The sequence below is a fragment of the Paraburkholderia sp. GW821-FHT02A12 genome (assembly GCF_059422005.1).
In genome coordinates, this window is the sequence record NZ_JBWKWA010000001.1 from 1,106,831 (window position 1) to 1,121,534 (window position 14,704).

The window sequence follows — 14,704 nt, forward strand, 5'->3', positions numbered from 1 at the left end:
AACGCATCCGGCGCGGCGTAGAATAAAAATCATCCGTTTCCCTTTCACTCTGCCAATCACGAGACGAGGTTCGCCATGAAGCGCATCACTGCAGTCATCAAACCGTTCAAACTCGACGAAGTGCGCGAGGCGCTCGCGGAAGTCGGCCTTACCGGGCTGACCGTTACCGAAGTCAAAGGCTTCGGTCGACAAAAAGGCCACACCGAGCTCTATCGTGGTGCAGAGTATGTGGTCGACTTTCTGCCGAAGGTGAAGATCGAAGTGGTGGTCGCCGACAATCAGTGCGATCAGGTGATCGACGCGATCATCGGCGCGGCGCGCACCGGCAAGATCGGCGACGGCAAGATTTTCGTCGCGGACGTCGAGCGCGTGATCCGTATCCGCACGGGCGAGGAAAACGAAGCGGCGGTTTGAGCGGCGCGTCCTGCAGCATTGAAACGCCGGTCTAAAGCGCTGCCGGAATTGCAACGCGCGCAGCGCACGTATCGCACGCACCGCGACGGTGCGCGGAGGCCGCAAAACACAGTGGTAAAACCGCGCGCAGAAATAAAAAACGGTGCGATACCCTTTCGGACATCGCACCGATACGCGCCTCTCGCAGCAGCGTGAAAAAGATTCTCTCGAAGATCTTGTGACTACGCCCCGAAGGAAGTCCCCTTGGGGGGGCGCCCCGAAGGAAGTCCCCTCGGGGGCACCGTTCGCTTAGAACGAGTGTTGAATACCTGCGTACACGCCGCTCTGGCTGTGGCCATGCAGCGGGTTCTCGTTGTACGAGACCGTGCCGTCCGAAGCGGTGATGTTGCCGCCATTGCCTGCGCCGTTCGCGTCCAGACCGAAGTTAGCCGTCTTGCTGTTGCGCACGGTGGCCACCTGGATGTCCAGCAGCGTGCGCTTGGACAGGTTGTACGTGCCGCCGATCGTGTAGATCGTTGCGTTACCCGCGCCCTTGTTCGCATTCACGTGATACACCGCTGCGATCAGCGCGGCAGCCGGCGTGGCTTGCCACGTCACACCACCCCATTCGTGATCGAGCGAGGTCGGCGCCGTGCCCGCTGCGCTTGCTGCTGCGGACGTGCGGATCGCCTGGTACGCGCCCTGGATCTTGAACTGACCGAGGAACACGTTGACAGCGCCCGTGTATTCACGCGAGAAGTTGAACGGGTCGGTGAACTGGCCGTTCTTGTTGTTGCGGATTTCGTCGTACAGGCCGCGCACCTGGAACAGCGACGAGCTGTACGTGAGTTGCAGACCGGCTTCGCGGCCTTGCGGCGTCGTGCCGTTACCGTTCCAGCTCGTTGCGTTCGACAGTGCGTACTGACCGTACACGTCAAAGCCGTAGAACTTCGGCGACTGGTAGGCAATGTTGTTGCTCGATTGCGGCCAGTTGCGGCCACGCACCAGCGATGCCGACGACCAGCTCGTCTGACCGAACGGGTCGAAGTCCCACACGCCGTTCGAGATGAAGAGCATGCGGCCCAACGTCAGCGTGCCGTACGCGTCGTTCGACATACCGACCGTTGCCCAGCGATTGAAGAGACCGCCGCCGCCAGGACCTTGACCGTTCATGGTGTTGAACGAGCCTTCCAACTGGAACAGAACCTTGTTGCCGCCACCGATGTCTTCGACACCCTTCATGCCCCACAGGCTCGTGCCCCAGTCACCGCTTTCCGCACGGACGCGCGACGTGGAACCCGTGTAATTAGCGTTCGGAAGGCCACTGATGTATTCCAGGCCAGCATCAAGGCGGCCGTACAGCGTTACGCTGCTTTGGGCGTGCGCAACTACACCGGCTGTCATCAGCGCCGCGGCGAGCAAAGCTTTCTTCATCTTCTCCTCCATACCCTGTCAAAAAGTAAAACCCAGTACTGCGAATGGTGTTCGGACGCGTGCAGCGCCGAACAGAAATCGGTACCAGGGAGATTAGCGGGTGGATCGGGTCTCATGCCGTGACGGGTAGCCTTGGCGGCTATTCTGAGCGTCATGCCGATCCCTCGCCGACCGGTTCTCCTCTGTGTTTTGAAGTGAAACTACTTTTAATGAACTTTGTTTTGCTACTTTGGTTACTAATTTATCAAAAATACCCTTGTCTGGGAGAAGAAATTAGTACCTGTCCTGGCAGGTGTCTCCAAATTGCAATACGAATGTGCGCAAAGAATTGCCGCCACGTCCGAAAAACGGCCAGAAACCCTTATGCGACAAGGGAATCACGGTTCGGAGCGAGCAACGTTAAGGATTGCCACTATTGACGCTTTAAATGCAGCGGAGTAGGGCGGGGGCGGCGTGTATCTGGGCGCGCCGGCAGCCATTTTCGCGGTGCAAAAGGCCGGAATGCACAGGTGAGCGAAACAAAAAAGGCGCTTGTAAGCGCCTTGTAATTTTACTTCGACTACGGCCCAAATATTGGGCCGTACAAACGCCTCTCTCTCTCTATTTGAGGCTGCCGGAAAGAAACTGTTTGAGCCGTTCGCTCTTCGTGTTCCTGAAGACTTCGTCGGGATGGCCTTCTTCCTCGACGCGGCCCTGATGCAGGAACATCACGTGATTCGACACGTTGCGCGCGAATGCCATCTCGTGCGTGACGACGATCATCGTGCGGCCTTCTTCGGCGAGCGTCTGCATCACCTTGAGCACTTCGCCGACCAGTTCGGGGTCGAGTGCGGAAGTGGGCTCGTCGAACAGCATCACGTCCGGATGCATGGCCAAGGCTCGCGCAATCGCCACGCGCTGCTGCTGGCCGCCCGACAGATGCGACGGGTACTGTTTCTCCAGGCGCGGAGCCAGGCCCACTTTCTCCAGATACTGGCGCGCGCGCTCTTCGGCTTCCTTGCGCTTCAGACCCAGCACATTGATCGGCGCCTCGACGATGTTCTCGAGCACGTTCATATGCGCCCACAGGTTGAAGTGCTGGAACACCATCGACAATTTGGTGCGCACGCGCTGCAACTGCTTCGGATCGGACACGCGCAGCGCGCCGGCCTTGCCGATCTGCGTGCGGACTTCTTCGCCGTCGACGAAGATGCGCCCCGAGTTCGGCTGCTCGAGAAAGTTGATGCAGCGAAGCATCGTGCTCTTGCCTGAACCGGACGAGCCGATCACGCTGATCACGTCACCGGCGTTGGCCTTCAGCGATACGCCCTTGAGGACTTCGTTGTCGCCGTACTGTTTGTGAAGCTCGTCGACGAAGAGCTTTTGCTTCTTGGTGTTCATCAGGATCCTTGGCGGGCTTGCTTGGGGCGCGGTGCCCTGGGTTACTTGCCTTGCGGCCGCAGGTAAGCGAGCCAGCGGCGCTCGGCGCGGCGGAACAGCCACACGAGCGCGAAAGAAATCAACAGATAGAGCAGGGCGGCGAGGCCGAACGCATTGAACGACTGGTACGTGGCCGAGTTCACGTCGCGGGCGATCTTGAGGATGTCCGGCACGGTCGCGGTGAATGCGACGGTGGTGGCGTGCAGCATCAGGATCACTTCGTTGCTGTAGTACGGCAGCGCGCGGCGCAGCGCCGACGGCAGAATCACACGGCGATACAGCGTGAACGACGACATGCCGTACGCACGAGCCGCTTCGATTTCACCGTAAGGTGTCGCCTTGATCGCGCCCGCGAAAATTTCAGTGGTGTACGCGCAGGTGTTCAGCGTGAACGCGAGCAGCGTGCAATGCATGCCGTCGCGGAAGAACGCGTTGGTCAGCTCGTGATTGCGGATGATCTCGAGGCTATACAAGCCGGTGTAGCAGAGCAGCAACTGCACGTAGAGCGGCGTGCCGCGGAATATATACGTGTACAGCCACACCAGACTGGCAAGCCACTTCTTCTTCGAGACTCGCGCGACCGCGAGCGGAATCGACAGGCAGAAACCGAGCCCGATCGACACCACCAGCAGCCACAGCGTAATAGCGAGGCCGGTGAAGCGGTAGCCGTCGGTATAGAGATAATTGCGCCAGTATTCCTGAATGATCTCGATCATAGATCCGCCTTTCGCACGCCGGTCGAGTAACGCTTTTCGAGGTACATCAGTACGAAGTTGGACACTGTGGTGATGACGAGATAGATCGCCCCTGCGAACAGGGTGAAGAAGAAGAACCGCAGCGTGCCTTTGCCGGCATCCTGCGAGGCCTTGACGACATCCGCGAGACCGATGATCGACACCAGCGCCGTGGCTTTCACCATCACCTGCCAGTTATTGCCGATGCCCGGCAGCGCGAAGCGCATCATCTGCGGGAACATGATCCGCGAGAACACCTGCCAGCCGGTCATGCCATAGGCCGCGCCCGCTTCGAGCTGGCCGCGCGGCACCGCGAGAAACGCGCCGCGGAAGGTCTCGGTGAAGTACGCGCCGTAGATGAAGCCGAGCACCGCGACGCCGGCCACGAACGGGTTGATGTCGATCTGGTCCCAGCCGAGCATGTCGGTCAGGTTGTTCAGCCAGATCTGAATGCTGTAGAAGAGCAGCAGCATCAGCACCAGATCGGGCACGCCGCGAATCAGCGTCGTGTAGACGGTGCCGACACCATAGGAAAAGCGGTTCTTCGACAGTTTCGCCGCCGCGCCGAGCAGGCCCAGCACGAAAGCGAACGCCAATGACAACACCGCCAGTTTGACGGTTTGCCAGGTGCCGTTGAGAAGCAGCGGGCCGTAGCCTTGAAGGAACATATGGGGTCCTTGACGATGCGTTTGCGACGCACCGCGAAAGACGCGGCCAGCTATGCGCCGCGTTGTGCCGCGAGCCTGAGTTCGACTCTCGTTTGAGTCTTTACGACTGTATTGCGAAGCCAGGGGAAAGCCCATGCGGGCGAGCCCCGAATTTCGTGGGTACTGCGTGTTGCGTATGGCGGATCGACTGCTCAGTGACTGGCTCAACGTCCCGGATAGATGTCGAAGTCGAAGTACTGCTTCGCGAGCTTCCTGAACGTTCCGTCCTGGTGAACTTGCGCCAATGCCTGATTGAACATCGCCTTCAGTTCGGCGTCGTCCTTGCGCAGGCCGATTGCCGTGCCTTCACCGATCGTCCTCGGGTCCTTCACTTCCGGGCCGGCCCAGGCGAAGCCTTTGCCGCGCGGCGTCTTCAGAAAGCCGGCGTCGGCTTGCACTTCGTCTTGCAGGGCGGCGTCGAGACGGCCCGATGCGAGGTCGGCGTACACCTGATCCTGATTCTGGTAGGGCACCACGGTCACGCCTTTGGGCTCCCAGTAGGCCTTTGCGTAGGCTTCCTGAGTCGAGCCCTGCTCGACGCCGACGTGTTTGCCCTTCAGCGAGTCAGCCGTCGGCAGGAGCGGCGAGCCGGTCCTGGCGATCATGCGGGCCGGCGCGTCGAACAGCTTGTCGGAGAAGTCGATCTGTTCGCGGCGCTTGTCCGTGATGGTCAGCGACGACACGATCGCGTCGTATTTCCTGGCCTTCAACGCCGGGATGATGCCGTCGAGGTCCTGCTCGACCCACACGCACTTGACGTTCATCTTCGCGCAAAGCGCGCGGGTCAGATCGACGTCGAAGCCGACGACTTGTCCGCTGGCCGCCTTCGATTCGAACGGCGGGTAGCTGGCGTCCACCCCGATGCGCACGGTTTTCCATTCTTTCGCCATGGCGCCCGTGGTCATGACGGCGAGCGCCACGCACAGTGCGAACTTCTTCATGTTTCTCCCGGATCAAACTGATCGTCGTGTGGCTCGATCTCGACGACCGCCGGCTGGTGGCTGGCCGTCGCTATTCTAGGCGGTCAAAATTGTTGCGCCGCGTGTGGATGCCGCGCCGGAGCGGCGCATCGAGCGGCCGGTGCGCAAGGGCGGAGTCCGCAGTGGTTCCCGCGCAGCGCAGTTGCCCCCGCGCAGTTGCCCCCGCGCAGTTGCCCCCGCTATCCACGGCTGTCTCTTCGCGCCCCCGTTTGCCCGCATATGCCCGTATGCCCGCATATGCCCGTATGCCAGGCCCGCCGGCGAGCCCGCGCACCGACGTTCTCTCAAAAAGGGCGGTATTTTACCCGAACAGGGGCCGCGCGCCAGTGTGGAACCCCCAGGGCAGCGGGCAACTGGCGCAAATGCGTTGTGCATGCGCGACGCCGTTGTGCGTGGCCTGGTCCATGATGATCCGCCGTGGCTGGCAATGGGCTGGCGTCTGTATCCGGGGGGCCGGCCATCCGGGAGCCGGCCCCCGGAATCAGGCCGCCCGCAGCCGGGTCACTCAACAGCCGGCCAGGCCGTGCGCCACACCCGCACCCGATTGCGTGGATTTGTGGAACGATCCGGTGCACCCACGCGGATTGTCTGGCGCGGGTCGTGCCCATACATTCTGGCCATCGTTATTTACCGACCAGGAGTACCCCATGATCGAGATTCGACGTTCCGACGAGCGTGGCCATGCCAATCACGGCTGGCTCGACTCGTATCACAGCTTCTCGTTTGCGGACTACCGCGATCCGCAACACGTGCATTTCGGACCGCTGCGGGTCATCAATGAGGACCGCATCGCCGGCGGCCAGGGATTCGGCACGCACGGCCATCGCGACATGGAGATCGTCACCTACGTGCTCGACGGCGCGCTCGCGCACCGCGACAGCATGGGCAATGGTTCGACGATCCGTCACGGCGACGTGCAACGGATGAGCGCCGGCACGGGCGTGATGCACAGCGAGTTCAATGCATCGCCGGACGAACCGGTGCACCTGCTGCAGATCTGGGTGATCCCGCAACGCGCGGGCGACCAGCCCGGCTACGAAGAAAAACGTTTCGACGACGTCGACAAGCGCGGCCGTCTGCGTGTGGTCGCTTCGCCCGACGGCCGCGACGGTTCAGTGACGATTCACGCGGATGCGTCGATCTACGCGGCGCTGATCGATGGTGCGGAGCAGGCTGAGTTTGCATTGCCGAAAGGTCGTCTTGCTTACGTGCATGTGGCACGGGGCGCGCTTACCGTGAACGGCGAAGCGCTCAGTGCCGGCGACGCGGCCAAGCTTGTCGAGACCGGCAAGGTGACGCTCGAAAAGGGCGATAACGCCGAAGTGCTGTTGTTCGACCTGGGTCCGCTCAACGGCTAGGCGCTTAAGCGGCTGAGCGGTTAACCTGAAGAGCGCGCGAGTGGATGCGCGGCTGAACGGCCGAGCGCTCATGGCCGATGGTTGAAGACGCAACTAGCGTATCGGTATCGGCTTGCACGCCGCGCGCTCGAACAAAAACGCCACGGAAAACTTTCCGTGGCGTTTTTGCTTTCAGGCGGCGGCCGGCCAAAGCCGCTGTCCGCAGCGCGTGCCGCTTACTGATTGGCAGCCGGCGCGGACGCTGTGCCCTTGCGATTTTCCCAGCGCTCGCGCATCTTTTCGTGACGTGCTTCCATCTTGGCGAAGCGCTGTTTCAGCGCCGTGCTGACGGTGGTCTTCTGCTGGTCGTTCAGGCCGTTATAGAACTTGAGCCATGCATCAGAAGTCTGCTGACGCAGTTGTGCGTCCTTCTGCTCGACTTGCTGGTGCGCCGCGGCCATCGCATTCAGGTCCAGAATCGGCTGCTGCTGCGCGGCCTTGAACTGGCTCCTGATCTGCTCGTGGTTGGCGCGCTCCGCTTCGTGGTTCTGCTTCATGGTGTCGAGCGCGGCTTGCCACTGCTTTTCCTGATCCGCGTTCAGGTTCAACTGGTTATGCAGCTGGGTCAGTTCCTTCATGAAGTGGCCGTGCCAGCCGCCGGGGCCGCCGTGTTCGCCGTGATCAGCAGGTTGCACGGCATAGGCGGCGCCCGCGCCGATGGCGAGAGCAGTGGCGGCGACGGCGAGAATGCGCGATTTTTTTTTGGTGGACATGTAAGGCTCCTTGTAATGGAATAGCCGACGATGCAACCGGCAACAGAAGACGGCCTGCATTCGGTAAGACACAGCGTAGAGATGTGCGCCCGGCGCTGTGTTACGTGGCTGGATGCGGCTATTACGGGACATTACGTGCGCCTTTCACCGTAACACCCGGTAACCCTTTGAGGGTCGGCCGGGGTCGGAAACCCACCCTCCTGCGCGTTAAACTTCAGCCATGGCTACTCAAATACTTGTTGTCGACGACGACGTCGAATTGCGCGATCTGCTGCGCGACTACCTGGCCCGTCAGGGCATCGAGGTCTCGGTGCTGCACGACGCCGGCTCGCTCGAGCGGCGGCTCGAACGCGAGCGCCCGGACCTGATCGTGCTCGACCTGATGATGCCGGGTGTCGACGGGCTGACCGCGCTGCGCAAGCTGCGCGCGTCGGGCGACGACATTCCCGTGATCATGCTCACCGCGCGCGCGGACGACGTCGACCGTATCGTCGGTCTGGAGCTCGGCGCGGACGACTACCTCGGCAAGCCGTTCAACCCGCGCGAGCTGCTGGCGCGCGTGCAGGCGGTATTGCGGCGGCGCCGCACGCTGCCGTCGGCGGCGGCGCCGGAGCAGCGCGAGCCGTTCAGCTTCGGCCGCTTCACGCTGGATTTCCAGTCGCGCACGCTGCATCTCGAAGACAAGCCGCTCACGCTGTCGGGCAGCGAATTCGCGCTGCTGAAGATTTTCGTCAATCACCCCATGCGCACGCTCACGCGCGAGCGCCTGCTCGAACTGCTGCACGGCCCGGAATACGACGGCACCGACCGCGGCATCGACGTGCAGGTGTGGCGCTTGCGCCGCATTCTCGAAACCGATCCGTCCACGCCGCGCTTCATTCAGACGGTGCGCGGGCGCGGCTACGTGTTCGTGCCGGACGGCGAACAGCATGCGCCGACCCATTGATTCGCTGTTCGGACGGCTGGCGCTGCTAGTTGTCGCGGTGCTGCTGCTGTCGCATTTCGCGTGGTACGCGCTGATGCGCCTCGAGCGCAGCCATCTGCAAACGCGCTACGCGGTCGAGGAAGCCACCTTCCTCGTCGACGCGGTGCGCCAGCACGTCGCGCGTACGCCGGACCAGCCGTTGCCCTCGCGCGTGAGGCTGGTCGATCCGGCCAGCCCGGACGTGCCGCCGGATGCCGCGAACCTGCCGGCGCCGCTCGAACGTTTCATCGACGACGTGCGTGACCGCATGCCGTCAGGCACCCTGGTGCGGATCGGCCAGCCGGGCCATCCGCCCACGCTGTGGGTGCGCGCCGTCTCGGATCGCAACTGGATCGTTGTGCCGGTGCAGCCGTTGCGCACGCCGCGTTCGCTCGACCGTACGGTGCTGTGGCTCGCGATCATCTTTTCGTTCGCGGTGATGGCGGCGCTGTTTGCCGCATGGGCGTTGCAGCAGCCGTTGCGCTCGCTCGCCCAGGCGGTGGCGCGGTTCGGCCGCGGCCTGCCGGTGCCGCCGGTGCCCGAGCGCGGCCCGCGCGAATTGCGTCAACTCACGCATGGCTTCAACCAGATGGTTCAGGAAGTGGCCCGTACCGAGAACGACCGCGCCGTGATGCTGGCCGGCGTCGCGCACGACCTGAAAACGCCGCTTGCGCGTCTGCGGCTGCGCGCCGAGATGATGGACGAAGTGAAGATGCGCGACGGCGTGGTGCGCGACGTCGATTCGATGACGCATATCGTCGAGCAATTTCTGGTGTTCGCTCACGACGGCGCCGATCGCAGCGAGGCGGTCGAGGTGGATACGCAGTGCGAGCGCGTGGTGCGCAGCTATCGCGCGGTGGCGTCCGGTGCGCCGGCCGTGCAGACCGAACTCAATGCGGGGCGCGGTTTCCTGCTGCCTGCCGCCACGCTCGACCGGATTCTCTCGAACCTGCTCGACAACGCGTACGCGTACGGCGCGCCGCCGATCGTCGTCGCCACGGCGCGCACGCCTCAGGGCTTCACGCTGTCGGTGCGCGACAACGGCAGCGGCATCGCCGCGCAGGATCTGATCAATGCGAGCCGTCCGTTCGTGCGGCTCGATCCGGCGCGCGGCGGCAACGGCCATAGCGGTCTGGGGCTGGCGATCGTCGAACGGCTGGTGCGGCGTGCGGGCGGAGAGTGGGAGATCGGCAACCACGAGGGACGTGGCTTGCGGGTTTTGATGAGCTTTCCGTTCGAGTCGGTGCCGCGTGTCGCGGCGGCATCGGAAAGTGCGTGGTAGGTCAGGGGTGAGGGCGCCCGCGCCCGGCCCCCTGCGTATAGTCGGAGCGCGCGCCTGAGTATCTCGAGACGCGCAGCGGCGTGCTAGTCTGAAAACAGCGTGTTCAGCGCATTCGCCGCCTCGTTATCCACCGTATTCCACGTCACCGTTTCGGCTTCGAAGATGTAGTGCGTGGTGTATTTGCCGAGACGGGCGAGTATCTCTTCCTGAATCAGCTCCGGCGCGACGTCCAGTTTCAGATACCACGCGGTCGACGACAGGCGCGTCTGAAATGCGCCGTATTCGGCCAGCAAGTGGTCGAACGCGTCAGCATCGTGATCGCGGCACACGATGACCAGATTTCCCTTCATGCGAATCTCCCGTTAGAGCGGTAGCGGCAATCTCAATATCAGGGTTGATGATACCTGCTTCGTCATGGCATGCCGAAGGCCGGGTCTTGCGCCGGGTCTTACGTTACGTCATCTGGATTCTGGATGCGCGCGCGGATGCGTCCCGCTGCGCATCGATTTGTTGTTACCAGACGTTGGCGGCAGTGCGAGCCGGCGGCGCGGTGTCGTCGGGCGGGAGCGCTTCGGTGCGGTCGCGACCGCCGGTCTTTGCCGCGTACAGCGCGAGGTCGGCGCGGCTCATGATCCGCTCGGGCAGATCGTCGGGCGAGAGTTCAGTGATGCCGATGCTGACGCTCAGGCCCACCGAGGCAGGCAGCTTCGGCGAAGGAACCGCCTTCAGGCGCAGGCGCAGCCGTTCCACCACTTCGCGGCCGCCGGCGAGGCCGGTGGCCGGCAGCAGCAGGCCGAATTCTTCACCGCCGAGCCGGCCGACTGCATCGGCGCCGCGCAATTCGGCGCGGCAGGTGTCGACGAAATGTTCGAGCGCACGGTCACCGGCGGCGTGGCCGAAGCGGTCGTTGATCTGCTTGAAGTGGTCGAGGTCGGCGATCGCCATGCACAGCGGCTCGTTGTTCGCCTGCGCGCGTTCGATCTCGTGGCTCAGCAGATCGAGAAAATAGCGCCGCGACAGCGCGCCGGTCAGCGCGTCGTGGCGCGCCTCGGCCGACAGCAGCGTATTGGCCGATTGCAATTGCTCGGCCAGGTCGCGCGTGGCGCGATGGTGGCGCCGCTCGCGCACATACGACACAGTGATCACCCACGCCAGCGCGACCGTGCCGGCCAGCGTCAGAAACACCAGCAGATGATCGCGCTTGTGATTGCGCAGCAATTCAGGCCAGGCCGCGAGCGGGTCGACCAGATGGGCCGACAGTCCCGAATTCAATCCGCCGCGCGCCTGGTAAAGCGACGGCGCGGGCCGCTCGGTCATGCCGAACAGTTGCGCGGCGATCGCGGTGGGCACCCACGGTGCCTGCTCGCGCACCTGTGGGGCGACCTGAATCCGTACGTCGGGGAACGACTCGCGGTGATAGGTGGTCTGGCGTTCGGCCGCGCTCATGTGCTGGACCCGCGAGTCCGGCAGCGCGTGGCCTTCGAGCGCGCTGTTGTGCGCCATGATGACGACGCCGTTCTCGTCGGCAACGAAGGTGCCGGCATGCGCGACCCAGTGGCGCAACCTCGCGATCCCCACCTTGGCGACCACCACCCCGACCAGCAGGCCATCGGCGTAGACCGGCGCCGCGATGAAGATGCCTGGCTCGCTGCTCACGCGGCCGACGCCGTAGGCTTCCGAGAACGCGCCGAGCAGCGCGTTGGTCAGGTAGCTGCGCGTGCGCATGTCGGAGCCGACGAAGGATCGCTCTGCGGCGAGCGGGTTGTGGATGGAGTTGCTCGAGGCGACGCAGATGCCGCTGGCGTTGACCAGCCAGATCTGGTCGAGTCCGGAGAAGCCTTGCGCGTCGTGCAGAAAGTCGCTGACAGCGGCCATCTGCGGGTCTTTCAGTAACGCGGCGCGCTGGGCGGGTTCCGCCGCTTCGTCGTTCGCGGCATAATTCTGGGATTGTGACAGCGCGTGCTGGACCACATCCATCTCGGCCATGGTTGCCGGAATGGCCCGCGACATCGCGAGGTCGCTGGCGATCACCTCGGCCATGTTGTCGACGATCGACGCGGACATTTGCCGCTGCACGTGCAAGGCCGCGTCCAGCTCTTGCTGTACCATCCGGTCCGCGACCATGCCGGCCACGAACCAGCAAACGAGCACGATCAGCACAAAGCTGACCGGTCCGGTTGCCTGGCGCAAGGTTGTCCTGTTCATCGACCCTCTGATCCGTCTGGCTGTGACATGCAACAAGCTCGTTCGTGGCAGCGCGCCGGCGCTGATTCGTCCTTGTGGAAACGGGTGGCGGGGTGCCGTAGCGGCCCGGGATGAACCACGAACATGCGCCACGAACATGTGCGTCGTTTCCCGATTTTAACCGTCGTGGGACCAGACGCCACCGTTATTGCGGGAATGCGAAGTACACCCGTATAGCCCATCAGGTTCTTAACGGCAGCGTGTCGGGATTCTGAATGGTTGCGCGGGGTTTTCGGGTGGCGCGGGGCGATGCCTGATGGATCCTCGGCGGGCCCTCGAGTGTAGCTGGCGCGCGACGATAAACGACTGCGGTATGGCTTGCCGATGACGGGCCGAGATTCGTTGCCGGGAGTTTGCCGCTTTTTACTGCGAAAGGTTGTGCCTGAAACATAGGATGGTGTAGTGTCGTGCCGTCCAAAACAAGGAGAGCTCGCCAGCCTACGGGCGGCGCCTGCGGCGACAGAGGAGTCCGGCTTCGCGGTACCGGTCCCGGGCAGCTTGCCCGAAGACACGTCCGCCACCGGTCTACGTGTCTCCAACGCTAACGATTTACCGCGCACACGCGTTTTGCCATGCCTGATTTCCGCTTTCCGGACCGATCTTCAGACCGCCGCGCCGAAGCCTCGGCCTCCTTCATGCACTCGAATGCCTGTCACAACGGGGAGGGCGCCTGATGGATTTCAGCTTCGACCTGAAGCGCACTGCCAATGCTTCCGCTTGGCGGGTCCTGCCCAATCGCTGGGACTTCGTCGCCTTTCCGCTGATCATCTGCATCATTGCGATGGCGGCGATCGGTTTTCACGAGACGCTGGCGCCGATGTCGACGCTGAAGACTCAGGCGATCTCGCTCGACCCGTCGAACCTGCCTGAATATGCGATGCGCACCACGCTGCGCATGCTCGCGGCCATGGTCGCGTCGCTGACCTTCACGCTGGTGTACGGCACGCTCGCCGCCAAGAGCCGCCGCGCCGGCATGGTGCTGGTGCCGATTCTCGACATCCTGCAATCGGTGCCGGTGCTCGGCTACATTTCGTTTACGGTCACGTTCTTTCTCGCGCTGTTCCCGGGCCGAGTGCTCGGCGCCGAACTGGCGGCGATCTTCGCGATCTTCACGAGCCAGGCGTGGAACATGACGTTCAGCTTCTATCAGTCGCTGCGCACGGTGCCGCGCGATCTGGACGAAGTCTCGCGCGGCTTTCATCTGACTTCATGGCAGCGCTTCTGGAAGCTCGAAGTGCCGTTCTCGATGCCCGGCCTCATCTGGAACATGATGATGTCGATGTCGGGCGGCTGGTTCTTCGTGGTGGCTTCCGAAGCCATCACGGTGGGCAACAATACGATCACGCTGCCGGGGATCGGCGCGTTTCTGTCGCAGGCGATCTCCGAGAAGAATCTGCACGCGATCTGCTGGGTGATTCTCGCGATGACGGTCGTGATTCTCGCCTACGACCAGTTCCTGTTTCGCCCGCTGGTCGCATGGGCCGACAAATTCCGCATGGAAACCACCAGTTCGGGCAATGCGCCGGAATCGTGGCTGCTCGACCTGATTCGCCGCACGCGCCTGATTCACCGTTTGCTGGTGCCGCTCGGCTGGATGTTCGCGAAGGCCGCGCGCATGCCGTTCCGGCTGCCGGCGATTCACGGGCCGCGCTTCCAGATTCCGCAGCGCGAGAAAACCTCGCGTATCGGCGACATCGTGTGGGCGGCGCTGGTGCTGGTCGCCACCGTCTATGTGGTGTACCGCGTGTTCATCTATGTGCGTACCGGCGTCACGCTCGACGAAGTCGGCCACGTGTTCGTGCTTGGGCTCGTCACGCTGCTGCGCGTGGTGCTGCTGATCGCGATCGCCTCGGTGGTCTGGGTGCCGATCGGCGTGCTGATCGGGCTGCGTCCGGCGCTCGCGGAGAAGATCCAGCCGCTCGCGCAGTTCCTTGCCGCGTTCCCGGCCAACCTGCTGTTCCCGGTGTTCGTGATCGTGATCGTGCGCTTTCATCTGAACCCGGACATCTGGCTGTCGCCGCTGATCGTGCTCGGCACCCAGTGGTATATCCTGTTCAACGTGATTGCCGGCGCCAGCTCGTATCCGAACGACTACCGCGAGGCGGCCAAGAATTTCCATATCCGCGGCTGGCAATGGTGGCGTCAGGCGATGCTGCCGGGCATCTTCCCTTATTACGTGACCGGCGCGATCACCGCGTCGGGCGGCGCGTGGAACGCGAGCATCGTCGCGGAGTTCGTGCAGTGGGGCGACACGAAGGTGGCCGCGCATGGCTTGGGCGCGTATATCGCACAAACCACCGCGGCGGGCGATTATCCGAAGATCATTCTGGGCATCGCCGTGATGTCCCTGTTCGTGACCTTGTTCAACCGCCTGCTGTGGCGTCCGATGTACGCCTATGCCGAGTCCAGGCTGCGGCTCGATTGACAGTAAATTTAA

13 protein-coding genes are annotated in these 14,704 nt (G+C 63.1%); 5 read left to right on the forward strand and 8 right to left on the reverse strand.

Annotated elements, in window-relative coordinates:
- The first annotated feature begins 75 nt into the window (after positions 1–75).
- A complete protein-coding gene (glnK, locus tag AC07WT_RS04910; protein ID WP_006048444.1) occupies positions 76–414 on the forward strand; it encodes a P-II family nitrogen regulator in 339 nt (112 codons plus the stop codon).
- 288 nt (positions 415–702) lie between these two features.
- Here the strand turns inward: glnK and AC07WT_RS04915 are convergent, their stop codons facing one another.
- The 5 genes from AC07WT_RS04915 to AC07WT_RS04935 form a co-directional block, all read right to left on the reverse strand.
- On the reverse strand, positions 703–1,827 hold the full coding sequence (locus AC07WT_RS04915) for a porin (protein WP_492594061.1): 1,125 nt from the start codon (positions 1,825–1,827) through the stop codon (positions 703–705).
- A 600-nt stretch (positions 1,828–2,427) separates the two neighbouring features.
- Entirely contained in the window at positions 2,428–3,207 is a 780-nt protein-coding gene (locus AC07WT_RS04920) for an ABC transporter ATP-binding protein (RefSeq protein WP_494946253.1), read from the reverse strand.
- A gap of 41 nt (positions 3,208–3,248) precedes the next feature.
- Positions 3,249–3,962, reverse strand: a complete 714-nt coding sequence (locus tag AC07WT_RS04925; RefSeq protein WP_494946254.1) for an ABC transporter permease — start codon at positions 3,960–3,962, stop codon at positions 3,249–3,251.
- Positions 3,959–4,648 (reverse strand): ABC transporter permease, encoded by a 690-nt coding sequence (locus tag AC07WT_RS04930; RefSeq protein WP_492594058.1) that lies wholly within the window; start codon positions 4,646–4,648, stop codon positions 3,959–3,961. Before AC07WT_RS04930 ends, AC07WT_RS04925 begins: the two co-directional genes overlap by 4 nt.
- 203 nt (positions 4,649–4,851) lie before the next feature.
- Positions 4,852–5,628 carry an ABC transporter substrate-binding protein gene (locus AC07WT_RS04935; RefSeq protein WP_494946255.1) on the reverse strand — a complete coding sequence of 259 codons (777 nt, stop codon included), beginning with the start codon at positions 5,626–5,628 and terminating at the stop codon, positions 4,852–4,854.
- A 686-nt stretch (positions 5,629–6,314) separates the two neighbouring features.
- On the opposite strand from AC07WT_RS04935, the gene AC07WT_RS04940 reads away from it, so the two are divergent.
- Complete coding sequence (locus AC07WT_RS04940) at positions 6,315–7,025, forward strand: pirin family protein (RefSeq protein ID WP_494946256.1); 711 nt, start codon at positions 6,315–6,317, stop codon at positions 7,023–7,025.
- Between the two features lie 215 nt (positions 7,026–7,240).
- On the opposite strand, the gene AC07WT_RS04945 is transcribed toward AC07WT_RS04940, so the two are convergent.
- Positions 7,241–7,777, reverse strand: coding sequence for a Spy/CpxP family protein refolding chaperone (locus AC07WT_RS04945; RefSeq protein ID WP_494946257.1), 537 nt, complete (start codon positions 7,775–7,777; stop codon positions 7,241–7,243).
- Positions 7,778–7,997: 220 nt separating this feature from the next.
- Here AC07WT_RS04945 and AC07WT_RS04950 point away from each other — a divergent pair, with 220 nt between their 5' ends.
- Both AC07WT_RS04950 and AC07WT_RS04955 read left to right on the forward strand, forming a co-directional pair.
- Positions 7,998–8,723 carry a response regulator gene (locus tag AC07WT_RS04950; RefSeq protein ID WP_492594054.1) on the forward strand — a complete coding sequence of 242 codons (726 nt, stop codon included), beginning with the start codon at positions 7,998–8,000 and terminating at the stop codon, positions 8,721–8,723.
- Positions 8,707–10,023, forward strand: a complete 1,317-nt coding sequence (locus AC07WT_RS04955) for an ATP-binding protein (protein ID WP_494946258.1) — start codon at positions 8,707–8,709, stop codon at positions 10,021–10,023. Before AC07WT_RS04950 ends, AC07WT_RS04955 begins: the two co-directional genes overlap by 17 nt.
- Positions 10,024–10,106: 83 nt before the next feature.
- Here AC07WT_RS04955 and AC07WT_RS04960 read toward each other — a convergent pair whose 3' ends face one another.
- Positions 10,107–10,373: a hypothetical protein gene (locus AC07WT_RS04960; RefSeq protein ID WP_115104224.1), complete on the reverse strand. Its 267-nt coding sequence runs from the start codon at positions 10,371–10,373 to the stop codon at positions 10,107–10,109.
- A gap of 163 nt (positions 10,374–10,536) precedes the next feature.
- Complete coding sequence (locus AC07WT_RS04965; RefSeq protein WP_494946259.1) at positions 10,537–12,228, reverse strand: sensor domain-containing diguanylate cyclase; 1,692 nt, start codon at positions 12,226–12,228, stop codon at positions 10,537–10,539.
- Positions 12,229–12,940: 712 nt separating this feature from the next.
- On the opposite strand from AC07WT_RS04965, the gene AC07WT_RS04970 reads away from it, so the two are divergent.
- Complete coding sequence (locus AC07WT_RS04970) at positions 12,941–14,692, forward strand: ABC transporter permease (RefSeq protein ID WP_494946260.1); 1,752 nt, start codon at positions 12,941–12,943, stop codon at positions 14,690–14,692.
- The last annotated feature ends 12 nt before the right edge of the window (positions 14,693–14,704 follow it).